Here is a 22,559-nt window from a genome sequence, read left to right as displayed (position 1 = left end):
GGTCGCTTAGCGCGCAATATCCCGCCCGCAGGTGTCGCCATCTGCGGCTCCGTTATTCCCCGTGGCGGCCGAAAACCGGCCGCCTGTCTCATGCTGACTTATTCCGCAGCAATTGCGGTCGAAGCTTCGGCCTCTTCGATCGCCCGCACCAGCGGGATCACGTGTTTGCCGAAATACTCGACCTCTTCCTGGAAATGCAGGAAGCCGAGCAGGATGAGATCGGCCCCGGCACGCTTTAGATCGACCACACGCCGCGCCACCTGCTCCGGCGTACCGATCAGGTTGGAGCGGAAGCCGTCATTATACTGGACCAGGTCTTCGAAGGAGGATTTCGCCCAGTTGCCCTCGCCTTCAGGCGACGCCTTTCCGGCATTCTTGACCTCGTGGCCAAAGGCATTGACCGCGTCCGGATTGGCCTTCTCGATGATCTCGGCAAGGACGGACCTTGCCTCTTCCTCGGTCTCGCGGACGATGGCGAAAGCGTTGACGCCAACGCGGACGGAATGACCGTTGCCCTTCGCCTTGCCCTGGATGTCAGCGACCTGCTTGCCGATTTCCTCCGGTGTGTTGCCATTTGTGAAGTACCAGTCGGAAACGCGCGATGCCATATCGCGCGCGGCGCGCGAGGAGCCGCCCTGGAAGATTTCCGGCTGCGGATCGATCGGCTTGGGCTTCAGCGAATAATTGTTGAAGCGATAGAAATCGCCGTGGAACGTGAAATTATCCTCGGTCCAGATGCCACGTAGCGCGCGGATGAATTCCTCCGAGCGGCGGTAACGCTCGTCATGATCTAACCAGTGCTCGCCGATCGCGTGGAACTCGCCGCGGAACCAGCCACTCACGACATTGACGGCGACACGGCCATTGGTGAGGTGATTGATCGTGGCAATCTGCTTGGCCGCCAGCGTTGGGTTCCACGGTCCCGGCAGAATGGCTGCGATCACCTTTAGTGTCGTCGTGGATTCCAGCAGTGCATGGCTAAAGGAGACTGATTCATGCTGGAACTCGGCGCCATAGCCGGCGGTGAAGCGAATCTGGCTCAGTGCGTAATCGAAGCCGCTCGCCTCGGCGATTTGCGCCAGCTTTCTGTTGTACTCGATCGTCCAGCTGGTGCGTTGCTCGATGTTCGAAATGACGAGGCCGCCCGAAACATTGGGCACCCAGTATGCAAATTTGACCGGCTCTCTACTGGCATAGGACATGGCACTCTCCCTTAAAATGACTAAGCTGACGCGGCGAGGGGCGCTGGGCGGTTTCCATGGGCGCGGTCGGCAGCGGCGTTATTGGAGACCGGCAGCACCTGCGCGAGTTCTGAAACTGCGCGCTCGATGCGCTCGCGAACCGCGGGGCTGGTAATCTCATAATTCGCGAAATCGATTTCTGTGGCGTAAATAGCAGTCGGCAGCGTCAGCGCGTTGAAGAAGCCGAATAGCGGGCGCAACTGATGTTCAATCATCAAACCGTGCAGCGGTGTGCCGCCTGTGGCGGCTAGAATGACCCGCTTGCCGGTCAGTGCGCGGTAGTCAACAAGATCGAAAAGATGTTTGAGAGCGCCGGCATACGATGCCCGGTAGACCGGCGACCCGACAACCAGGACATCAGCCGCCTCGACGGCGTCGATAATCGCACGCCCCGCGGCATCCAGCTGGTCGGATCGAAGCGCCCTGAATAGAATCGGAGCAGCGTCAACCAGCTCTATGGTTCGGCTTTCGAGGCCCAGCTTCGATGCCGCTGCAACGACGACGGCCTCCACAACAGAGGCAGTTCGCGACGGTTGCTTGACATTGCCCGATAGACCCAGAATTTTCATTTCGCCACGCCCCAATTGTTGGCGTAGTCTATATATTTAATGGACTAATGATAACGACTGGATTCTAATATTCGTTCCAAATGTGGAATTCTGATCCTGGAAATGGCCGTGCCGGCCGAAATAATAACTCGGCAGCAGTGCACGGTGCGCCGATGTGGCGTTCGGTGCGCCATTTGGCTACCGTTGTGCTGAAGATAATCGCATTATAGGAATTCGAACCACCCCAAAATCTAAGCGGTCGATCGACTGCCACGAGAGATTGCCGTGCCTGTCACCTTGAACCTCTACCTCGATGATTCCGGAACTAGACATCCCACCCACAAGGTCGGGAAGAAAGCGGCGCACGGATACGACTGGTTCGCACTCGGTGGAATCCTGGTTCAAAGTGACGAAGAGGACAACGCCCGAGACGTTCACGCAAAGTTCTGTGAGAAATGGGAAATCACGGCGCCCTTGCACTCGTCGGAAATCAGATCGCAGAACGAGAACTTCGATTTCCTGCGGGCCTGGGAGAAGAACAAGCTGGGAGCATTCTACGAGGAACTTTACATTCTGATGCGAGAGGCGCCCGTGGTCGGTATCGCGTGCACTGTCGACCGCCCTGGATACTGTGGACGATACCTCGAGCAGTACAAGCAGAATCCTTGGATGCTCTGCAAAACCGCATTTACTGTCGTCGTTGAACGTGCCGCGAAGTACGCTATCACCCAAGGCATGAAGCTGCGCGTGCATCCTGAACGCTGCAACAAGGCTGAAGATGCGAACCTGCGGGGCTACTACAAGGCTCTAAAGGCGGAGGGAATGCCGTTCGCTAAGGACAATTCCGATAAATACGGCCCCTTGACCCCCGAGCAGTTGAACCAGACGCTCTACGAGTTCAAGACCAAGCAGAAGACTTCTCCGATGGCGCAACTGGCGGATCTGTATCTATGGCCGATCTGCATGGGCGGCTATCACGCCAGCAATCGTCCTTACCAGCGCCTGACCGACGACGGAAAGCTGATTGACTGCCATATCAAGGAAGACGAGCGGCCGATGCTCGGATCCAAATATAGCTGCTTTGAAAATGTCGAACGGAAGGCCTAAAAACTCAAAAAGCCTCCGACGTTTCCATTGAGGCTTTTGGGCGACCGCAAAGGCGATCTCGTGGGCCAAGCCCGACCGAATAACTATCGTACCCCATGATTTGTTGCAAGGAATTTTTCGTTAAACCGAATTAACCTGACAGCGGTACGAACGCAACATTCGTCGAAATCAAGTACGAACTGGCATCGCTCGTTCCCTCGTAACCATCACCAAGCCGCTTTTGTTATCGATATCCCACCGCGCAATGACGGCCACCGTCACCGTCCGCGCGGCTGCCGCCTTCCTCTATGAGACGCTCGATCCCAACCACCCTGCCCGTAGGATAGCCTCCTCTAAGACGATGATGTGCGATCCGGCACAGCAGGCTGCGATGTTGATGGTTTGCCGGCATTCGCTCTCGTGTCCTAGTATTCTGACGAGAAGTATCCGATATGATCACAAGCCAACTACGGATGACACGCCAGCTAACTTATAGCTGCATTCCTAGGGCGATTTCATGTCAGCTTCTAGGTACTTTCGGATACGGCGAGAACGGCGAAAATACGGGCGCGAAGCCGCCGTTGCCGATAAAAATAATCCAGTTTCCAATTATTGCCCCACTGGCATCATAGTTCCCGCCGCCAACGCGAATGACATATTCTGACGGCGTTATACAGATCGACGACATGATTGATCGAAGGAATCATTCCCTCCTTCAACGCCCGCTTTTCACAGTGCTTGCGCCGAACAGTGCGTCCGATTGGACTTGGCTCCGAACCGGGTGTAGGCATCGGCTCAACTGTCAATTGTGCTTCGGGCCATGCTAGCCGCTCCCAATGCGTAAAAGCAGGCATCTGTCAGAAGCCCTGTAGGGCAGGCTTCCTTCTCCTGCTTTGGTCGCGTCGACACAAATGCTCATCGCTGTGAAACTAGGGGCGTTTTCCTTGATCCGTTCATCGATCAAGGGTTATTCCAACATCTATTGCTACTTCCGGAATCTCACTCCCCGATTGCTCGTCTCAGCCGGGGATCATGTCAGAAACGATCTGATCGGTAGGGCTGCCGCTATCGCCAAGTCCCTGTTTCACCCCTTTGCGATCGGCCGCAGGACGATTTTGGCTCATCTTGCACTTTCCCTGCAGCGACACGACGGGCATGCGAATACCAATAATGCCACGAAGTTGAGCATGAATGTAGGCTTCGGGAGCGTCAGTGACTGCCCAAGGTAGCGAGCGTGACACCTCGTGGATTCTCGTGAGGCGCGACACAATCTCAAATAGTCGTTCGGCTTCTTCGAAAAACTCGACCGGTCCGCTGGCGTGAACCGCTGTGTAGTTCCACGTTGGGACCACCTTCCCATGCTCTGCTTTCGAAGCGTACCAGGACGGCGTCACATAGGCGTCCGGCCCCATAAAGACTGCAAGTCCATGGCCGATGACAGGAGCCTGCCACTGCGGGTTCGGTCGCGCCAGATGCGCATAGAGGACGCCCCTTTCTCCCTCGGCCTCATCGATGAACATAGGTAAGGGAGTGGCCATCGGCCCGTTGGGTGTAGCCGTCACGAAATTGGCAAGGCGACATTGCCGCATCATCTCGTAAAGCTCGGTCGTGTCTTCCACGGCGAAGGCTGGCGGGGTGTACATAAGCATCTCCTTGACCTGAGCGCATTATTCACATCAAAGTGGCACAAGGTACACCGCCACTTTTGGAATATTTTATTGGTCCAGTTAGCGAAGGGCTCACGAAAGAGCGGCGCGACGCGCCGCATTTACCTGTCTTTGCGCGACCAGATTTTGTCTGGCGTCTACGATACGGGTGAGAAATTGCCCTCGAGCCGCGCGCTTGCGGGTGAACTCGGCGTTTCCAGGACCACGGTGACGGCCGCCTATGACCAGTTGATCTCTGAGGGCTACATTCAGGTGCGGCAGGGCGCGAAGCCGACGGTTGGGTTCGAAGGACGACATACTTGCACTAGGCCCGAATCGCGGCCGCAAGACACCACTCCCCGGGTGTCCGCCTATGCCTCGCGTGCAATGGCGTTGCCCAAGAACATCAGCGCGGAACAGGCAGTGCTTCAATACGACTTCCGGTACGGCGACGTGGCTTCGTCGGATTTTCCCAAGCTAGCTTGGCGGCGTGCCCTGAACGCGGCAGTCCTGGCGCACCGAGAACGGCTTGGCTATGAGCATCCAGCCGGTAGCCCGGCACTTCGCCGTGCCTTGCAAAGCTACCTCTGGCGAGCTCGTGGTATTGAGTGCGATGTCGCCCAGATCATCATCGTCAGCGGTTCCCAGCAGGCGTTGGACCTGTGCGCGCGGGTGCTTGTCGATGCGGGAAGCCAGGTTGTCCTCGAGGAGCCCTGCTACGCGATGGCCCGCAACGTGATGCTTGCTACAGGAGCAATGCCCGTTGCCACCCCATGCGATAAGGATGGAATGGACACCTCTCGGCTTCCTGATCCTACGGGTGTAGCACTGGCATTTGTGACGCCCAGCCATCAGTTTCCGCTGGGCGGCGTCCTTCCGTCCGGACGTCGCAAGGCCCTGATCGAATGGGCGATCGCCGGGAACACCTACATCATCGAGGACGACTACGACGGGGAGTATCGATATGACGTACGTCCGATTCCGCCGCTGTGGATGACCGGAAAAGGTCGGGTTATCTATGTCGGCACCGTATCCAAGACGCTATCGCCAACGCTCCGCCTTGGTTACACGGTGCTGCCTAGCACGCTTGTGGAGACCTTTGTCCGATGCAAGCAGATCACCGATCGACACAGCTCGAGCTTTGAACAGGAGGCTCTCGCGTCAATGATCGACACGGGCGCATATGAAAGCCACGTTCGAAAGATGAGGCGATTGAACGCCGAAAGGCGTGCGGTATTCCTGAATGCAATGGCCGAAGCGTTTGGCGACGAGGTCGACATCGTTGGAACGTCGGCGGGCCTGCATATCGTCGCGTGGTTCAACTGCCTCACTGCCAGCGATGAAGAGCGTTTCGCCGGCTGCGCGAGGCAAGAAGGTGTCGGGATCTACCCAATTTCGCGTCTGTTTGCGTCCCCAACAGATCAACGTGCGGGGTTTATATTTGGATACGCCTCCATGCCCGTTGCGCTGATTGGAAAGGCTGTGGAGAAGCTAGTACAGGTCTACCGATCCAAATTCTGGTCGGCATGACCGGTGGCTGCCAGCAGTCATTGGTCGCACTCGCGACATAAGACTGGATGATTCACGCGAAATCCCATGGCACCGCGCGAACCATACTGCGTATACCGCAGCTTAGCGCACCTGCTTCGGTCGGACCGACCTCTGAAAGTCTCCAGTGACCAGGCTCGTTTCTAGACTAGTTTCCGTCCATAAACGCTGGTTTTCTTGAGCTTGCAGCGCACTTGGGTTCCGCTTGGTGGCCGCTTTGAAGCCATGCGGTGTGGCTCATGGGTGCTAATTGCGGCGGCCAGGATTTCTGGTGGACATGCGCGCATTGGCAACTGCCGGCGTCACGCCGGTCCGGTTTTGGCTGGCGACATGGGATGTCAGGTCGGCCTGAGGCGGGCGAAGAGGGCGAGATTGTATGCGACCACCGAGGACCAGACATAAGCCTTGAAGTGGTCGAGCCCACGCCAGGTGCAGCGCCCCAAGCCGTAGGCGCGTTTGAGGCAGGAGATGCCGGCCTCGATGCCGGCGCGGAAGTTGCGCAGCTTGCGATAGACCCAGCGGCTCTTGACCATGTCTTCGATCCTGAGGCCGCACTTCTTGTGGAAGGCCATGTCGCAGATGCCCCAGGCTTTGGCTCGGCTCAAATTATCGCGGCTGGCATAGCCGCCGTCGGCCGCCGCCTGACGCGGCGCCTCGCCCCAGATGCCGATGTGGCGTTCCAGCATCGGCAGCAAGCGCTCGCTGTCGGCCGGGTTGCCGGTTTCGACGACGAGGTCGAGGATCAGCCCGCTTGTGCCGGTGGTCAAATTGATCTTATGGCCATACTCGACGTCGCGGCTGCCTTTGACGATGATGTCGGCATGCGGCTCGAACAAACTGACCAGCTTGTCGCCAGCCGGCACCGCCTCGCCGGCCAGGACCCGCCGCTCGGTCTGGGCGATGATCCGTTCGATCAGCGGCTTATAGTGGCGGAGTTGGGCCTGCCAGAGTTCGACCGCCGGGCCCGCCGCCAAGGGCAGTTGCGCCGCCGCCTGTTCGAGATAGCTCAAGGTGGTGCGCGTGATCCTGAGCAGCGCGCGATAGTGCTGAACTCGTTTCGGACGACCGCGGGTAAATTGGATCGCCCGGGATCGCTTCTTCGCCGCGCGGCAGTGATCGTGCCATGAGATGGCGCTGCCCAAGGAAGCCGCCTGCTGCAACAGCCGCACCATCACCCGCACGCAGTCCCACAAAAGACTACTGTCGCTCGGTTCGTGCATCAGCGCCGAAGTGACGGTGCTGTCGATGCGCACGACCTTGCCGCGTTCCACCTTGTCCTGCCGGGCGCTCGTCAACAGCACGCGATTGATCGCTTCAAAGGTCCCGGCCCGGATCGCGCTGATCGTCTTGTGCAAGACCGACTTCTTCGGGTTCCACCCCCACGGCAGCCGGGCAAAGGCCCGGAACGAGGCGGAATCTTCCAGATGAAAGGCCAACTCCTCATAACTCAACTGACGGTGTTGTTTGAGCAGGGCGCAACGCAGCACGGCCTCCGCCGGCAGGCCCTCGCGGCCGGTCTCCTTGACGCCGTGGCGGCGCAGGTCCTGCGCTACCAGCCCGAGCAGATCACGATGCTCATCCAGCCATTGCGACATGGCTTTCAGCTCGCGGCCGATCTCGTGTTCGGCGAAAAGATCGAATATATTGGCTTGGACGGTGCGTTCTTGGCGCATTGTCGGCTCCGGCGGTTGCGGGTTTGTCTTTAGAATCAATGGCTTGATCTAAAGTATACCTGAAACCGCCGGGCTTTGCCCGTCGCAATATCGCTATTCCTCCAATAATTTCAGTGGTTTACCGTTTGTGGACGGGCACTAGACTAGAGGGCGTTGTCATCTCGACGAACCAGTTCCCTTCACGAATTGCTTTACGGCTCTCACTCTTGGGTCAGCTCCGTGCCTGCCTGCTCAACCATATCAAGAATCTGGCCCTCAGCCCGCGGCTTGTTTTCCTTCGTCGCCTTGATGTGGGGAAAGGACTGTCGTGATTGACGACTCGAACTCAGACCGCTCGCGCTCCCTGCCCGCCGACCGCGCCAGGATGGGAGGTAGCTAACGCTATCTCCATCGCGAGTGCCCTCCCCGGGTGCCCTTGAGCATCGCGAATAGGTGCGGCTTGCGATGGCTTCGACGATGTCTGGAAACGGCTCCTGTAGTCATTCGGACTTACGCCGATGGTTTTGGCGAAGACCCGGCGCATAGCATTCACGTCCGCGAAGCCGCAAGTGGTAGCGATCCTCAAGAGCGGCTGCGTGGTGTCCTGCAGCAGTCGTCTCGCGGCGTCTGTGCGGGCGGCTGCAACGAATTCCGCCGGCGTGAAGCCGAGCTCCTTGCGGAAGACCCGCGCGAAGTTTCGGATGCTCATGCCGACCTCGTGGGCAAGACTCTCCACGTCGAGGTCGCCGTTCAAATTCGACAAGACGTACTCCTGGGCCTTCTGGATCAGCGTCGTTTCTGACATCTGGCCGACGAGATGCGCACTGAACTGCGACTGTCCGCCAGGTCTCTTCATGAACATGACCATGTAGCGCGCAACGATCATTGCGGTGTCCTTGCCATGGTCTTCCTCGACGAGCGACAATGCGAGATCGATACCTGCCGTGACACCGGCAGCCGTTATCAGAGAACCGTCGCGCACGTAGATGGCGTCGGCATCCAGATCGATATCGGGATATTCGTCGCTGAACTTCGCGGCACATTCCCAATGCGTGGTGACCCTTTTTCCGTCGAGAAGACCGGCGGCGGCGAGCAGGAACACTCCAGTGCAGATCGATCCGAACCGTCTGGCCGTCGGTACTCGACGCTGGAGCCAGGCGATGACGGCTGGGTCGATTTCGAAGAAGGCCGGGTCGCCTGCTACGAGTAGGGTGTCGATATCCTCGTCCTCATCGAAGATTGTCCGATCGGCCATGAACCGCAACTGGCCCGTTCCCGCCACGGAAGGGGCGCCGTTACGCTCAAAACAGCGCATCCACCGAGGATCGCTGCCACGGTGTGCGAGGACGCACCCGGGCCGAGGCCAAGCGTCACCAGGGCGATCCAGGCGAGGATCGATTTCGGGTTGGTCTGAGGCAGTTCTGCATACTCACGATTGTCGTGTCAGCCACTACCGGAATGCTTTAAGTTAGGCTAATTAAAGTGGCTTACCTCGATTAAGGCGAACTTACATGCTTGACTACTCCGCGTTGCGGGCCTTGGCCGCCGTTGTGCAGACTGGAAGCTTCGAAAAAGCGGCAGGGATGCTCAATGTCACACCATCCGCAGTTTCGCAGCGCGTCAAAAACCTCGAAGAGCGAATGGGTATCGCGCTAGTCGTCAGGGGAAATCCTTGCGTTGCCACAGAGCAGGCAGTGGGTGTGTCGGCACGTAGAAAATGTTGGGCTGCTTGAACGAGACCTGTATGAGCACTCACCGTCGCTCGCACCGTCCACCCAGTTGATTGAACGCGTGACAATCCACCTCGCAACAAATGCCGATAGTCTCGGAACCTGGTTTCTCGTGGCACTTTCCGCATTTGCCAAATCCTCAAACTATCTTCTGGACGTTGTTATTGATGACGAGGGCCACACGGCTGATTGGCTAGAGCGCGGGCGGGTGATTGCGGCTGTGACAGGGAGCGAAAGGCTGGTTCCCGGATGCCGCCGCACCGCCCTCGGTTCGTTGCGTTACCGCGCCACTGCAAGCCCGGAATTCGTTGAGCGCTATTTTTTCCGGAGGCATCAGCGGCGAGGCATTCCGCACTGCACCGGCCCTGACTTTCAACCAGAAAGACAAGCTTCAAGACCGATGGATCGCCCAGACACTTGGCGAAGAATTCATCTGTCCGACGCATTTTCTTCCATCCACGCATGCTTTCGTTGACGCTAGCGTGGCAGGCATTGGCTGGGGCATGAACCCCGAGTGTCTCGTCCGCCCACATCTTCAGAAAGGAACACTGGTGGAGTTGATCCCCGACAAGCCGCTCGACATCCCACTTTTCTGGCAGATCAACAGGCTTGCTGCAGACCGGTTCGCGACCCTCACCGACATTGTGATCGCAGTCGCCAAGCAGCACCTCGACGATTAAAGCCGACTCCTTAATCACGTTCCGTGAAGTAGATGAACAGCTAATGTCGTAGCCTTGGCTTCGCTCGGTCGCGACGGCAATCGCCGCGTCGATCCCACCGGCACGCGTAAACGTGTGGCCAATTGCGCCCGCCGAGCGGCATCGAGAGATCGATGAAGTCGGTGCAAAGACTCGGCAGGCCTCGATCGAAAAGGCGGACGTACGCGGCCCTGTCGCAACACCTATTTCAGAGAGATGTATTCCGCCGGGTCAAGAACAGACAACCGTACCGCAACTGGCCTATTGACGACATCTGCAATCGATTTCTGGATTTTCGCCGCAGGGTCGGAAAGTACCGGGGGGTGCGGTCAGGTTTGGGCAAGATGGCGATCTCAATGTTCACCACGAGTTGGTCAGCCATACCATAGGCGGTCAAAATGACAAGCTAGCAGGCCGCACTTTCGACCTTCAGCGTATGGCAGATGATGTCTCTCAGAGGCGCCAGGTTCTCGCGAAGGCCGAGTTGCGTGTGCTCAGGAAGCCCCTGATCGATATAGATCTTGATGTTTGGCACGGCTGATGCTCACCTTGGATCGAGGACCGAACATTCCATGCTTAAACACACGATTTTGGCTCATCTTGCCCTTCCCCTGCAGCGACACGACGGGCAGTGATGTCTGGTATCTCGACGAGGTTGCGCTTTGGATCAATGGCAGGCGATGCTGGTTGTGGCGGGCTGTCGACCAAGACGGATATGTGCTCGACGAAATCGTGCAGGTTCGCCGCAATACCAAGGCTGCCAGACGTTTGGTGATGCGTCTGCTAAAAAAGCAGGGGATGGTGCCGAGGCGCATGATCACTGACAAGCTCCGCTCCTATGAAGCGGCAAAACGTCAGGTCATGCCGGGTGTTGAGCATCGCTCACACAAGAGCTTAAACAACAGGCGGAGAACTCGCATCTGCCGTTCGAAAACGGGAACGAATGCGCCAGGGATGCCGATCAATCGGGAGCCTGCAACATTTTGTTTCGCTGTTCTCCGACGTTCGCAATCTCTTCGTTCCAGATCACACAAAACCTTCTGCTACCCAAATTCGCAACCGCCGACCGCATGCCATGGCCCAGTGGAAAGCCGTCAGCGGCCAACTCGTCCGAAAGTTGTCCGCACGGCTTTGATTCGTGCCCATGCTCAAGGCTTCCAGACGAGTTCGTCAGAAGCGAAAGTTAATGCCCGCCTCAATTACATTATCGTTGAGGTCGGACTTCGAGCTGATGCCTCCGCTCGTCGTCGGGACGGCGTTGTTAATGACGTAGTTGTACTCGATCTTTGCCGACACGCCGCCCGAAAACGCGTGCTCGACGCCGCCGCCGAAGAGGTAGCCCTGTTTCCAGCTATCCGGTCCGGATTTCCACTTGTCCGATCCGGATGCGGGGCGGCGGCCCTCGAACTCGGTCGTTGTGACGCCCGCGGTGCCGTAGACGAAAGTGCGGTCAAAGCCCAGACCAGCCTTGGCCTTCGCGGCACCGCGGAAGCGGCTTTCCACCTTGCCGCCAGGCACACGCACTTCGTTGTTCATGTAAGAGCCTTCCAGTTCTGCACCGAAAACGCCTGGCCCGGCCTGGAAATTGTAACCTACCTGAGCGCCCACCGCTGGAGCGCGATCATTGTTGAACGGGTTGAATTTGGAGGCCGCGACACCTCCGTGAAGACCGGCGTAAGCCCCGGCCCACGAGAAGGTTCGCGGTGCGTCATAAGAGGGGGCGCTCGGAACGCTGTGGTCAGCTAGATCGGCCGCCGACGCGCCGCATGCCATTAGGATCGAGACGCCCACGGAGAAGATTTTTCTTTTAATTAGCGACATATATAACTCCATAACGAGCGGAAACTAACATCCGGTGCTGGGCTGGACGCCCAAAGGTCTGCAAACCCCGCATGACCCGCGATAGCCGCGGAGAGGGCATCATGAGCTTCCATGAGAAGAGCCAGATCGCTCGACTGGATCAAGTTTCGCATCGCGTCCGTTGGGTCTTGTGTCGACCCGACGCTTTTCGGGACATAGGGGCGTTGTCCCCTGCTGTGCCGGAGCCTACCTCCTGGACCATAGCCCCCGACGTTCTTCCCTGCGACAGCCCTTCGCCTGTTGAATATTCCAGCGTTGTCATACCTCCTGCATAAGCAGACTCTCTACAAATACGTGATTCAAGACAAGAGACGCAGCGGATATATTCAATAGTATATTCGTTTAGTCTATGTAAAAGAACGGTAATGCATTGATAGTCCACCAATAACTGGAAAAATATACAAAAATATATTTAGGAATATATTCTGGTCTATTTTTCAGCTGGTGGCACTGGCGCCAAACGATTTGCCGACGACGATCCCGCTGGCGAAAACGCGCACGTTTATTCGGGCGACCAACTTGACCTGAAAGATGCGCTTTTTGGTTGTATGTATCAAGGGTATCTAATATGGTTTTTAGAGTTTAGCCGCCCACCGAACTGGGCACTCACTGCTTAGATGTGACGACGTTAATCTTGCGCCGAACCGGGAGGTTGTCGTGAAGGAAGAATCCTCAACGGTCTCGAATCTGGTGTTCGATTTCCTGTCAGAGTCAGCCAGTGCAAAGAGCAAAGACGATGTGTTACTCTTACTTGGCAAAATTTCACAATATTTCGGGTTTAGTTATTTCGCGATATCCGGAATCCCCTCGCCTCCGGAGCGAATTGATCCCTATTTCGTTTTGGGCAATTGGTCAGCCGTGTGGTTTGATCGCTATCGTGAAAACAACTATGTCCACGCTGACCCCATAGTGCAGCTTAGCAAGACATGTGATCACGCATTTGTTTGGTCGGAAGCTCTGCGAGATCAAAAACTCACTCGGCAGAGCCGTCGCGTCATGAATGAGGCACGCGAATTCAAGTTGATTGACGGCTTCAGCGTTCCTTTACACACTGCCGCTGGGTTTCAATCTATTGTCAGTTTTGGAGCGGAAAAGGTAGAGCTCTCAACCCGCCACCGAAGCGCGCTCTATCTGATGGCGGCTTACGCGCACAGCTTGCTCCGCGCCGAAATTGGGAATGATGCCAGTCGAAAAGTTCAGGCCTTACCCATGATCACAACGCGAGAGCGCGAAATCATCCATTGGTGTGCCGCAGGCAAAACAGCAATAGAGATCGCAACGATTCTCGGACGATCCCATCGAACCATCCAAAATGTCATTTTGAACATCCAGCGAAAGCTTAATGTGGTTAATACACCTCAGATGATTGCCGAAAGCTTTCGTCTCAGAATCATTCGCTGAAATATATGGAGTTTTCGGCCACTTCAAAGATCGGGCCCGTTGGATCACGACAGCCATCATGACCAGATAGTAGCCCGTTGAAATGCAGAGCTAAATCGGCGCTTGAATTGATAGACAGGCGCAACACAGTTTTCGGTAGGTCGAGCAGAGAGCATCCCTTGGGTGGCTGCGAGGACGTGCTTTGAATTTGTTTCCTCAGACGTCGTCCAATGACCGCCTACCGCCAGACGGCCCCCCGAATTGACCAGTCGCGTCTTTTGGGGTGATCCCCGACAGATCGCAGTGGTTGGCATTTTCTGGTCGGGCAGCTTGGATTAGCCGCGCACTTTTGACCGGCGCATTTATCACGCAATACGCGTTAAAGCGTGCGGGTAGCCCTGGCAATGTATTCGCCCGGTTGCCATTTGGCCTGCAGTTGACGCTTGCCCCCTCCAAACGTCCGGATGGATCCACGGGCTCACCGCTGAAGTCGCATGTTTTCCCGGTTGACGTTCCCGGATTTCCAACCGGGCCGGCAAGTGTGACGCCGCGGATCACAACGCCAGTTTCCACGGGCGTCGCCACGACCTTGCCTTTTTGATGCTCCTCAGCCGCAGCACCTTGCGCGAATGTGACGGTCAGAGCGAAAGCAGCTAGGCATCCGAAAGCTCTCAAAGTAGCAGTCATTAAGCTTCTCCTCTTTTGCCGACCGGCAAGATGTCGCTTCCGGACCGATGTCTCTGAATCGAGTGAAAGGACCTGCGCCCCTTTCAAGTTATCGAAACTTGATCAGGTAGTTCACGGCCACGTTCTTGGGACGCGTCTCAAGAGCTGTGCGTGCCGGATTTTCCGGTGAACCTGTCGATTTGCTTGAAACGGAAGTTCCGGCGGCACTGCCCTGTTGCGAAATTCCCGCCGGCGTCGTTATCTCATAGGGATGCGCGTGAACTTGCAGAGCATCGCATTGGAGTGATCCAACAACATTCGCAACATTATTGCCAGTTGGATCTAGCCGTCGTTTCGCGTCAGGGTCCATACCGGCACCGGCATCGAAGCCGCGCAGGAACAGCCCACGGTAGTCTGGAATCCGAAATTCCAGATCGGCCGTAGAACTCCGCTCTCCATAGAGTCCGCCGAGAACGGCATAGAGTTCTGGATAAGCGGCAGCCCTAAGATAGCGTCCGTCGCAAGGCATCCATCCCTGGGCTTCGACGTAGCTGATAGGAGCTTCCGCATTTGTACCCGCAGCCACGCCAGAGCTTGCGCAGGGCGTGTTGCTCCAGATTGTATTGACCGAGCGCGAGGTAGGGGCAACTTGCCCCGCAAAGGGACAGACCGCACCGATTGGAGGCCCTGCAAACATCTTTTGTTCCTTGGTCAAGATTGATGTGTGAGGGAAGGAGTGCCACTTATCAGCAACAAGAGGCACTCCCATGCATCAGTTCCGACCTGACCGGCGGAGCTGAAGCCAATTCACCTTGCCATCAAGCCGGGTTGACATCCCAGGTATTGTCCTCGTGGAGCACGCCTACGAGATTGAAGACGGCAGAGGGAAACTTGGCTTCACTGGTCTGGGTGATCGTGTCGATACTGAGCACCGAACCGATAGACACATTCGTTCCCGCCGCAATCCAATAGCTCGGAGTCGGCGTGAACGTGTGGAACAGATTGGTGCCCGCTTGTACAACATAAGTTCCTGTTCCGGACATGCCGATACCCACAGAGAACCGATTGTTTGGCACATTGCCAGCATCGTTGATGACCAGTGATCCTGCAGGATCCGCCTTGATCGGCACGGTCAGGCCGGGTCCACCACTTAGTGAAAAAGTAGTGGTGTTTTTCCCGCTGGGGCTGCAGTCCTCCACCCCGGAGGCAAAAAAGTCCACGCCAGGAATCAGTTGTCCCGTGTCGCTCCAGACGAAATTATAGGCGAGCTCCCAAGTGAACTTTGACCTGCCACTGAGAATTTCCTCCAGAATGGATTAGAGTCCGGACCATTGAGGACGGACATATGAAGAAGCAGAGATTTACGGAAGAGCAGATTATTGCGGTGCTGAAGGAACAGGAGGCGGGTGCGAAGGCAGCCGATCTCTGCCGCAAGCACGGGATTTCAGAAGCAACGTTTTATAATTGGAAAGCCAAATACGGCGGCATGGAAGTCTCCGAAGCGAAGCGTCTGAAGGCGCTTGAGGACGAGAATGCGAGGCTAAAGAAGTTGCTGGCCGAGCAGATGCTTGATGCAGCCGCGCTCCGCGAGCTTCTTGCAAAAAAATGGTAGGGCCTGCCGCCCAGCGTGACGCCGTCACGCATCTGAAGGCCGTCATGGGTCTTTCGGAGCGGCGGGCCTGCCAGATTATATCCGCCGACCGCAAGATGATCCGTTACCGGTCAAGCCGACCGCCGGAGGTTGAACTGCGGACGAAGCTGCGCGACCTCGCCAATGAGCGGCGTCGTTTCGGCTACCGTCGGCTGTTTGTCCTGCTTCGGCGGGACGGAGAGCCGTCCGGGGTCAATCGCATCTACCGGCTCTATCGCGAGGAAGGTCTTTCCGTTCGCAAGCGGAAAGCCAGGCGGCGTGCGGTCGGCACACGTGCGCCGATCCTGGTTGAAGCGAAGGCCAATGCCCGCTGGTCGCTGGACTTCGTGCATGACCAGTTCGCCTGCGGCAGACGCTTCCGCGTGCTCAACATTGTCGATGACGTGACGCGCGAATGCCTGGCAGCGGTCCCGGACACGTCGATCTCTGGTCGACGTGTCGCCCGAGAACTGACGACGCTGATCGAACGACGCGGCAAGCCCGGAATGATTGTCTCCGACAACGGCACCGAACTAACGTCGAATGCCATCCTCGCCTGGTCGAGGGATCACAAGGTCGAGTGGCACTATATCGCGCCGGGGAAGCCAATGCAGAACGGCTATGTCGAGAGTTTCAACGGCCGGATGCGCGACGAGTTGCTCAACGAGAGCCTCTTCTTCGGCCTCGATCATGCCCGCAGCGCCATTGCTGAATGGGCTGACGACTATAACCATTTCCGGCCACACTCGTCGCTCGGATACCAGACCCCGGCAGGCTACGCCGGGATCATCGCCGCAACCGGCTCCAACGCTGCGCAAGATGAAAGCTTCGCGTTTCCGCCGGTTGCTCCCACCGCGCCATTTGGCGTATTCAAACCCGCCGAGGCTCTAATCGCAGCCGGATGAAACTTCAGTGGCAGGTCAACTTGATTTGATTGCCAACCCGAATTTGATACGGAGAGCAGAACCATGCCAAGGAGAAGACATTGGCAACAGGTTGAGGCATCTTTTGATAGACATAGAAGGTCCAAGGTTGCGCCGATTGATTCTTCAACAGCAACGAATATTGCGTTCCTTGGGCAAGCGCCGCGCTTCCCGGCTGTGATGCACGGGCATGATCCGTCATTTCCTTGTCTACGTAGCTGACATGCAAGGACATTTGATTCTCCCTTTCCGCTGATTTTCAATCTTGACGCCAGGACTAGTCCAATCATTTGGACCGCTTCTTGGCCCAGCTCCAACTGAGGCGAGTGTTGGAGACACGAATTGAGCTATAATCATTTCTGGGTGACGTAAATGAGTAGATTTACTCCCTGACAGACCACGATTAACCCATAGGCATGCCCCCGAGACCCGGGACGGTAATAGCGGTCGAAGCCTATTTGGTCGGTAGCAGATAAGCACCGGCAGAGATGGTTTTCTAACGCAATCCCTTCAAACGAAAAGCGGCCTGAGAGCCAGCTTGATCGTATCCATCCGAGGTGGGCCGCAGGACTTAATGGGGTTCGCGTGGTAACGTCGGGTTCATGGAGATCGATGAGGACAAGATCGACGATGCCGTTTTGGCGCTGTTGTGGCTAACGCTGCATAACGAGCGTTGTGCCTGGAAGGGCTTTGACTGGGCAACGACGGATCGCTTGCATCAGAAGGGCATGATCGGCGACCCGGTGAACAAGTCGAAGTCGCTGGTGCTGACGGACGAGGGTCTGCGGCGGTCGGAGGAGCTGTTTCGGACGCTGTTTACGCGGCAACCGATATCGCCACCGCCTTGATCCTCTTCCATTCCCAAGGCAAGAGCTCACGCAGGCGGGAGACGGGAAGATCTGCGATGCGCGTCAGCACATCTGCGAGCCAAGCCTTCGGGTCGATGTCGTTGAGGCGGGCCGTCGTAATAAGGGTCAGCATGATGGCCGCCCGGTCGGCGCCCCGCTCGGATCCGGCGAAGCTCCAGTTTTTTCTTCCACATGCAACCCCGCGCAGGGCTCTTTCCGCCGCGTTATTCGTCATGCAGATCCTGCCGTCGTCGGCGTATCTGGCAAAGTCGGCCCAGCGCGACAGCATATAGTTGATGGGTTCAATCACCGGTGAGGATCGCGACAGGCCTTCGAGTTCCAGCCTGAACCAAGCCTCCAGTTCGTCGAGCAGCGGCTTGCTCTTTTCCTGGCGCACGGCAAGGCGCTCTTCGGCGCTTTTGCCGTTGATGTCGCGCTCGATGTCAAACAGCGCATCGATGCGTTTGACCGCTTCCAGCGCCGTCGCAGAGACAGGCCTCAAGCCCTTGCCCCGCCGGGCACTGCGAGAGACATCGGCCAGCTCGAAGAACTTTCGCCGCGCATGGGCAAAACAGAAGGCTGGCGTTACCGGGATTTGTTTCCTGCTCCGGTCGAAGAGCGGATTGAAGCCATTGTAGCAATCGGCCTGCAGGATGCCGGTGAACTCGGCCAAATGTCGTTGCGGATGTTCGCCACGCCGGTCGCTGGAGGCGTAGAAGACGGCAGCCGGCGGCGACTGCCCGCCAAATGGCCGGTCGTCGCAAACGTAAGTCCATATGCGGCCGGTAATGCACTGCCCCTTGGCCAGGATCGGGATGGTGGTGTCATCGCCGTGGAGGCGCTCGGCCGCAAACACGTGGGTTTCGATCATATCGAAGAGTGGCTTGACGGCGGCGCTGACGTAGCCAACCTGGTCGGCGAGCGTCTGGGTTGACAGATCAATCCCCTCGCTGCGGAACCGGCGACTTTGGCGGTTCAGGGGCTGATGCTCGGAGAATTTGTCGAAGACGATCGTGGAAAGAAGGTTGGGGCCAAGGAAGCCGCGCGACGTGGCATGGAAAGGCGCCGGCGCCTGGCTGATGCAGCCACAGTCCCGGCAGGTAAATTTCTCCCGGACGGTTTCGACGATCTTGAAGCGGCGCGGGACCTCCTCCAGCGTCTCGGTAGTATCCTCACCAAGCTTCGACAGACGCTCGCTGCCACAATGGGTGCAGGCGGTCGGCGCGTCGACGACGAGACGTTCGCGCTCAATATTTTCTGGCCAGGGTTTGCGCACCGGGCGCTTGCGGGTGAAGGCACGAACGGTCTGTGTTTTCGCTGAGGCCGCCTCTGACGCAAGCTCATCCTCGGTCGCATCAGCGACCAGTTCCTCAAGCTGCAATTCCATCTGGTCGATCAGCCGCTGGGTGCGCTCCCGGCTCGGACCGTGTTTGTCGCGCTCCAACTTGGCGATCAGCAATTGCAGATGGGCGTTGAGCGCCTCAATGCCGGAAAGTTTTGCTTTTGCACTGCTCGCTTCAGCCTCAGCGCGTATCCGCGCCTCGCGTTCCGCCAGCAACGCGGCGTGGGCGCTGGCAAGATCGTCCGGCAGTGAGAGAGGCGGTAACGACATGCTGTCATAGAAGCATATTTATCCAACAAATTCAATGCAAAAGACGTTCAAACCCGCGTCGGGCGCCAGGTTTCCTGAGGGGCTCGCCAGTCAATTCCGGACAGCGACGGCCTACAGAAATATCCCTGCTTGTGAGTCTGACGAATCATCACCGGACAAGATCGAGGTGCTGGATCCGAGCCATCCGTTATTTGGACGCTCCTTTAATGTAATCCGTGAGGTGGGACGTAGAGGCGGCAACTTCGCGCCGTCGTATGAGGTTGAACATCGTGGTGGATCGACCTTGCTGATACCCGTGTCAGCGACACAGGGATATGTCGAAGCCACGAATCAGATTAAACTTAGCGTTGAGGCAGTTCGGGATCTTATCGCGGTGGCGGAAACTCTCGAAGGTCATGATGATCGAACCGAAGAACCTGTGGGCGACGTTATCACCCGCGTTGCGGCGTCAGATTCTCGACGACGTCGCCGCAGTTCTGGCGGAGGTATGTCATGAAGTCCGAACTGGTCAAGCCCACCCATCTGGCACGCAGAGCGGTTGTTTACGTCCGTCAGTCGACACCGCATCAAGTCATAAGCAATCAAGAGAGCCTACGGCTACAGTACGCGCTCCGCGAGCGCGCTCGTGAACTTGGCTGGCATGAAGCCGATATTGACGTTATCGATGCCGATCTCGGCATCAGTGGGGCCTCTACGACCGGCAGGAACGGCTTTAAGGAACTCGTCGGACGGGTTGGTCTGAGTGAGATCGGTTTGATCCTGTCGATCGACGTGACCCGACTTGCTCGCAACTGTTCGGATTGGTATCCGCTGCTTGATATCTGCGGCCTGCGCGGCTGCCTCATTGCCGATCGCGATGGCGTCTATGATCCCGGCAGCGCCAATGGTCGTTTGCTTCTCGGTCTGAAGGGAACCATCTCAGAGCTTGAGCTGCATACAATCCGGAGCCGTTTGACCGCAGGTCTGCTTGCCAAGGCTGAGCGCGGCGAGCTTGCCCTCATGCTGCCGGTTGGTTTGGTGCGCGATGCGAGCGGGGTGGTCGTAAAAGATCCTGATCTAGGTGTTCAGGAACGGCTGGAGCTTGTGTTCCGGACATTCCTGAAGTTCCGGACCGTCGCCAAGGTCATGCGCGTCCTAAATGATCGGGACCTTCCCCTGCCGCGCCGCGACCGGTTTGGCGAACTACGCTGGGCGCGAGCAACGGTCTCGGCGGTGGCCCGGATCTTGAAGAATCCCGCCTACGCCGGTGCCTTCGTTTATGGACGGACCCGCTTTCGCGCCGCCGGGCGTGACGGCGGTTCAGAGGCGAAAACACCCAAGGATATTAAAGACTGGCGGATCATCGTGAAGGATCGCTACCCCCACTACATCGACTGGTCAACCTATGAGAAGATCCGCGATATTGTGCGAGACAACAGAGCCGAATACATGCGTGCCAAAACCAGGGGAGCTCCCCGTGATGGCGAATTGCTGTTGCACGGCATCGCCTGGTGCGGGCGATGTGGCTACAAGATGTACGTCCGCTATAAAGGTGGCGGAGAGTATGCTTGCAACCACCTGCATTCCCACTCTGGCCTGCCGGACTGCCAGCGTGTCCGTGCGGCTCAGATCGATGCAGCTGTGGCGGACGCTTTCCTGGCCGCGTTGGCGCCTGGGGAGCTTGACGCGCTAGCGCGGGCTCGGCAGGCACAACAGCAGGTCAACAAGGCCTTGCGCGCTGGCGCTGAACGGGAGCTTGAGCGCAAGCGCTACGCCGCGGCGCTGGCAGAACGCCAGTTCAATCGCGTTGACCCTGATAATCGTCTGGTCGCCTCCGAACTCGAGCGTCGATGGGAAGCAGCGTTGAGCGAACTTCGCGCTGCTGAAGATGCCGTTGCCCAACGAGCATCGACTGAACCCGCCAAGCGCAGTGGGTTTAGCAAAGACCTCAACAACAAGGTCGTTGCGTTATTCGATAGCCTTCCCCAAATCTGGGCCAACGATGCGACGACCGACGCTCATCGCAAGGCACTATTGCGGTGCCTTGTCGAAAAAGTCGTACTTGACCGCGGTGAGCGCGACGTTGCTTTGGCGAGGATCGTGTGGCGTGGCGGCGCCGTGACTGATCTCCACGTCAAAATGAAAGTCAATTCCGTCGCCAAGCTCACGCGCGGTGAAGAACTGCGCGCGCGTCTGCTGGAGCTCGCTCTGACGGGCGTGCCCGACGATCAAATCGCTGAAATACTGACGCGCGAAGGACACCATTCACCCAATTGCGAAGACAAGGTTTTGCCGATCACAGTGCAACGCCTCCGCCTTGCAGCGGGCATCAAGGCAAAGGCGCAGCGCAACAGATGGACACACGAACCTACTTTGCTCAGCGCCGTACAACTGGCCGCCAGGCTCGATATTCCTGTCAATTGGATTTACGTCCAAATCAGGCGGAAGCGCCTGCTCATCGACCAGCAGTCAACCGGAGCATATTTGTTCCAAAATTCCCCAGCGATCGTCAACGCGGTTCGCGACCTTCGTAACCGCACCATTAATCACCTCGATCTGAGAATCATTCAGCCTCACCAGGAGGGGCATCAAAATGCGTAGTCGAGCAAATAAGAAAGCTGCGCCGGCGTGATTGCCACCGCGCCGCCCTCTACATTCGGCCAGATAAACCGGCCGCGTTCCAATTTTTTCGTGAACAGGCATGCGCCCTGGCCATCATGCCAGATCAATTTTACCAGATCACCTCGGCGGCCCCGGAAGCAGAACAGATGACCGCCCAGCGGGTCATGCTTCAACACTTCCTGCACCCGAAGGGCTAGCGAAGGAAAGCCGCACCGCATGTCTGTATGTCCGGTCGACAACCAAACCTTGACACCCGTTCCCATCGGAAACGGGTTCATCGCAACGTCTCCAGACCCCGCATAATCCGCAGCAGGACGTCCACGTCGACATCCCGACCGACGATCACACGCCGGTCGTTCGCACTCACCACCTCCATGCGACCGTGGTCGCTGACAGGCGGCGGCACAGCGACAGTCGCCGCAGGTGGCGTGTTCGCAACAACCGGCTCGGCAACGACGATCGCTGGAACAAACCCGTTTGTCGAGCGGTGGACAAGCCGTCCTTCCCGGGCGGCCCTGCGCCAGGCATTCAACTGCCAGCGCGTGATCCCATGACGCTGCGCCGTGGCCGTCACCTGCCGCGGGCCGTTATAACTCTCAGCCACAATCGCTAGCTTCCCTTCATCCGTGAAACGCCGGCGACGCCCGCTATCGACAATCTCCATCCGGCTAAAATGCCCGGTGAGATCATTCATCAAGTCCATGTGTGAAGCACCGTCTATATTGCCGTCTATATAGACAGAGCATCCACACTCTCACTCACTCCACAATGCGGCCCAACTCGGATGCGTACGCTTGATCGAGCCTTAGGCGTCTTTGAGCACACCTTATGCTCTGCAAATTCACGCTAGCGGCACGAGTGATGGCATTCTAAACCCGTTTTGGCCGATC

Annotated in this window: 18 protein-coding genes and 5 pseudogenes; 8 read left to right on the top strand and 15 right to left on the bottom strand. The window is 57.5% G+C overall.

Annotated features, from left to right (window positions below; translation table 11 throughout):
• Positions 1-98: 98 nt before the first annotated feature.
• Both sfnG and msuE read right to left on the bottom strand, forming a co-directional pair.
• Positions 99-1,202 carry a dimethylsulfone monooxygenase SfnG gene (gene sfnG / locus BA011_RS36315; protein ID WP_065284377.1) on the bottom strand — a complete coding sequence of 368 codons (1,104 nt, stop codon included), beginning with the start codon at positions 1,200-1,202 and terminating at the stop codon, positions 99-101.
• 20 nt (positions 1,203-1,222) lie between these two features.
• Positions 1,223-1,810 (bottom strand): FMN reductase, encoded by a 588-nt coding sequence (gene msuE, locus BA011_RS36310; RefSeq protein ID WP_065284376.1) that lies wholly within the window; start codon positions 1,808-1,810, stop codon positions 1,223-1,225.
• A gap of 264 nt (positions 1,811-2,074) precedes the next feature.
• On the opposite strand from msuE, the gene BA011_RS36305 reads away from it, so the two are divergent.
• On the top strand, positions 2,075-2,896 hold the full coding sequence (locus BA011_RS36305; RefSeq protein ID WP_237352826.1) for a DUF3800 domain-containing protein: 822 nt from the start codon (positions 2,075-2,077) through the stop codon (positions 2,894-2,896).
• Between the two features lie 998 nt (positions 2,897-3,894).
• On the opposite strand, the gene BA011_RS36300 is transcribed toward BA011_RS36305, so the two are convergent.
• Positions 3,895-4,518, bottom strand: a complete 624-nt coding sequence (locus BA011_RS36300) for an FMN-binding negative transcriptional regulator (protein WP_065284374.1) — start codon at positions 4,516-4,518, stop codon at positions 3,895-3,897.
• A 75-nt stretch (positions 4,519-4,593) separates the two neighbouring features.
• On the opposite strand from BA011_RS36300, the gene BA011_RS36295 reads away from it, so the two are divergent.
• Complete coding sequence (locus BA011_RS36295; RefSeq protein ID WP_065284373.1) at positions 4,594-6,051, top strand: PLP-dependent aminotransferase family protein; 1,458 nt, start codon at positions 4,594-4,596, stop codon at positions 6,049-6,051.
• 356 nt (positions 6,052-6,407) lie between these two features.
• Here BA011_RS36295 and BA011_RS36290 read toward each other — a convergent pair whose 3' ends face one another.
• The 4 genes and pseudogenes from BA011_RS36290 to BA011_RS45730 form a co-directional block, all read right to left on the bottom strand.
• Positions 6,408-7,742, bottom strand: coding sequence for an ISNCY family transposase (locus BA011_RS36290; RefSeq protein ID WP_065279157.1), 1,335 nt, complete (start codon positions 7,740-7,742; stop codon positions 6,408-6,410).
• 212 nt (positions 7,743-7,954) lie between these two features.
• Positions 7,955-8,061 (bottom strand): annotated as a pseudogene (gene purU, locus BA011_RS43460) (formyltetrahydrofolate deformylase); the annotation flags it as partial.
• Positions 8,062-8,067: 6 nt separating this feature from the next.
• On the bottom strand, positions 8,068-9,036 hold the full coding sequence (locus tag BA011_RS36285) for a GlxA family transcriptional regulator (RefSeq protein ID WP_065284372.1): 969 nt from the start codon (positions 9,034-9,036) through the stop codon (positions 8,068-8,070).
• Positions 9,015-9,131 (bottom strand): annotated as a pseudogene (locus tag BA011_RS45730) (LysE family translocator); the annotation flags it as partial. The pseudogene BA011_RS45730 and the gene BA011_RS36285, both read right to left, overlap by 22 nt.
• Before the next feature lie 101 nt (positions 9,132-9,232).
• On the opposite strand from BA011_RS45730, the pseudogene BA011_RS46270 reads away from it, so the two are divergent.
• Positions 9,233-10,131 (top strand): annotated as a pseudogene (locus tag BA011_RS46270) (LysR family transcriptional regulator ArgP).
• Between the two features lie 424 nt (positions 10,132-10,555).
• Here BA011_RS46270 and BA011_RS46200 read toward each other — a convergent pair.
• Positions 10,556-10,684, bottom strand: a complete 129-nt coding sequence (locus BA011_RS46200) for a hypothetical protein (RefSeq protein WP_257785330.1) — start codon at positions 10,682-10,684, stop codon at positions 10,556-10,558.
• A gap of 98 nt (positions 10,685-10,782) precedes the next feature.
• Here BA011_RS46200 and BA011_RS43450 point away from each other — a divergent pair.
• Positions 10,783-11,284, top strand: a pseudogene (locus BA011_RS43450) (IS6 family transposase); the annotation flags it as partial.
• Positions 11,285-11,319: 35 nt separating this feature from the next.
• Here BA011_RS43450 and BA011_RS36275 read toward each other — a convergent pair.
• Positions 11,320-11,970 (bottom strand): outer membrane protein, encoded by a 651-nt coding sequence (locus tag BA011_RS36275; RefSeq protein ID WP_064245852.1) that lies wholly within the window; start codon positions 11,968-11,970, stop codon positions 11,320-11,322.
• Positions 11,971-12,666: 696 nt separating this feature from the next.
• Here BA011_RS36275 and BA011_RS36270 point away from each other — a divergent pair.
• Entirely contained in the window at positions 12,667-13,410 is a 744-nt protein-coding gene (locus tag BA011_RS36270) for a helix-turn-helix transcriptional regulator (RefSeq protein ID WP_064245853.1), read from the top strand.
• Positions 13,411-14,164: 754 nt separating this feature from the next.
• Here BA011_RS36270 and BA011_RS43440 read toward each other — a convergent pair.
• Together BA011_RS43440 and BA011_RS36265 are read right to left on the bottom strand one after the other, a co-directional pair.
• Entirely contained in the window at positions 14,165-14,770 is a 606-nt protein-coding gene (locus tag BA011_RS43440) for a tail fiber protein (protein ID WP_237352824.1), read from the bottom strand.
• A gap of 103 nt (positions 14,771-14,873) precedes the next feature.
• On the bottom strand, positions 14,874-15,275 hold the full coding sequence (locus BA011_RS36265; RefSeq protein WP_237352823.1) for a hypothetical protein: 402 nt from the start codon (positions 15,273-15,275) through the stop codon (positions 14,874-14,876).
• Between the two features lie 125 nt (positions 15,276-15,400).
• On the opposite strand from BA011_RS36265, the gene BA011_RS36255 reads away from it, so the two are divergent.
• A protein-coding gene (locus tag BA011_RS36255; protein WP_151343586.1) for an IS3 family transposase occupies positions 15,401-16,590 on the top strand; the annotation gives its coding sequence in 2 pieces (ribosomal slippage) (positions 15,401-15,653 and positions 15,653-16,590; 1,191 coding nt in all).
• A 13-nt stretch (positions 16,591-16,603) separates the two neighbouring features.
• On the opposite strand, the pseudogene BA011_RS36250 reads toward BA011_RS36255, so the two are convergent.
• Positions 16,604-16,843: pseudogene (locus tag BA011_RS36250) on the bottom strand (protein rhiA); the annotation flags it as partial.
• Between the two features lie 367 nt (positions 16,844-17,210).
• On the opposite strand from BA011_RS36250, the gene BA011_RS36245 reads away from it, so the two are divergent.
• On the top strand, positions 17,211-17,456 hold the full coding sequence (locus tag BA011_RS36245) for a DUF6429 family protein (protein ID WP_041365332.1): 246 nt from the start codon (positions 17,211-17,213) through the stop codon (positions 17,454-17,456).
• Here BA011_RS36245 and tnpC read toward each other — a convergent pair.
• Positions 17,425-19,068, bottom strand: coding sequence for an IS66 family transposase (gene tnpC, locus BA011_RS36240; RefSeq protein WP_064246225.1), 1,644 nt, complete (start codon positions 19,066-19,068; stop codon positions 17,425-17,427). The two genes, BA011_RS36245 and tnpC, sit on opposite strands and share 32 nt — an antisense overlap.
• A 492-nt stretch (positions 19,069-19,560) precedes the next feature.
• Between tnpC and BA011_RS36235 the strand changes: the two genes are divergently transcribed.
• Positions 19,561-21,648 carry a recombinase family protein gene (locus BA011_RS36235; protein ID WP_065283441.1) on the top strand — a complete coding sequence of 696 codons (2,088 nt, stop codon included), beginning with the start codon at positions 19,561-19,563 and terminating at the stop codon, positions 21,646-21,648.
• Here the strand turns inward: BA011_RS36235 and tnpB are convergent.
• Positions 21,636-21,947, bottom strand: a complete 312-nt coding sequence (gene tnpB, locus BA011_RS36230) for an IS66 family insertion sequence element accessory protein TnpB (RefSeq protein ID WP_065284370.1) — start codon at positions 21,945-21,947, stop codon at positions 21,636-21,638. The two genes, BA011_RS36235 and tnpB, sit on opposite strands and share 13 nt — an antisense overlap.
• Positions 21,944-22,372 carry an IS66-like element accessory protein TnpA gene (gene tnpA / locus BA011_RS36225; RefSeq protein ID WP_065282713.1) on the bottom strand — a complete coding sequence of 143 codons (429 nt, stop codon included), beginning with the start codon at positions 22,370-22,372 and terminating at the stop codon, positions 21,944-21,946. The genes tnpB and tnpA overlap by 4 nt, the downstream gene beginning before the upstream one ends.
• Positions 22,373-22,559: the final 187 nt, after the last annotated feature.

Origin of the sequence: Rhizobium leguminosarum (assembly GCF_001679785.1) — a bacterium.
Taxonomy (GTDB): Bacteria; Pseudomonadota; Alphaproteobacteria; order Rhizobiales; family Rhizobiaceae; genus Rhizobium; species Rhizobium leguminosarum_R.
Note: the sequence above shows the minus strand (reverse complement) of the source record. Positions and strands in the feature narration are given on the sequence as shown.

Bases quoted from the DNA above. Each gene is read 5' to 3' on its own strand.
- sfnG (WP_065284377.1), bottom strand. From the start codon at position 1,202: ATGTCCTATGCCAGTAGAGAGCCGGTCAAATTTGCATACTGGGTGCCC.
- msuE (WP_065284376.1), bottom strand. From the start codon at position 1,810: ATGAAAATTCTGGGTCTATCGGGCAATGTCAAGCAACCGTCGCGAACT.
- BA011_RS36300 (WP_065284374.1), bottom strand. From the start codon at position 4,518: ATGTACACCCCGCCAGCCTTCGCCGTGGAAGACACGACCGAGCTTTAC.
- BA011_RS36290 (WP_065279157.1), bottom strand. From the start codon at position 7,742: ATGCGCCAAGAACGCACCGTCCAAGCCAATATATTCGATCTTTTCGCC.
- BA011_RS36285 (WP_065284372.1), bottom strand. From the start codon at position 9,036: ATGCGCTGTTTTGAGCGTAACGGCGCCCCTTCCGTGGCGGGAACGGGC.
- BA011_RS36275 (WP_064245852.1), bottom strand. From the start codon at position 11,970: ATGTCGCTAATTAAAAGAAAAATCTTCTCCGTGGGCGTCTCGATCCTA.
- BA011_RS36245 (WP_041365332.1), top strand. From the start codon at position 17,211: ATGGAGATCGATGAGGACAAGATCGACGATGCCGTTTTGGCGCTGTTG.
- tnpC (WP_064246225.1), bottom strand. From the start codon at position 19,068: ATGTCGTTACCGCCTCTCTCACTGCCGGACGATCTTGCCAGCGCCCAC.
- BA011_RS36235 (WP_065283441.1), top strand. From the start codon at position 19,561: ATGAAGTCCGAACTGGTCAAGCCCACCCATCTGGCACGCAGAGCGGTT.
- tnpB (WP_065284370.1), bottom strand. From the start codon at position 21,947: ATGAACCCGTTTCCGATGGGAACGGGTGTCAAGGTTTGGTTGTCGACC.
- tnpA (WP_065282713.1), bottom strand. From the start codon at position 22,372: ATGGACTTGATGAATGATCTCACCGGGCATTTTAGCCGGATGGAGATT.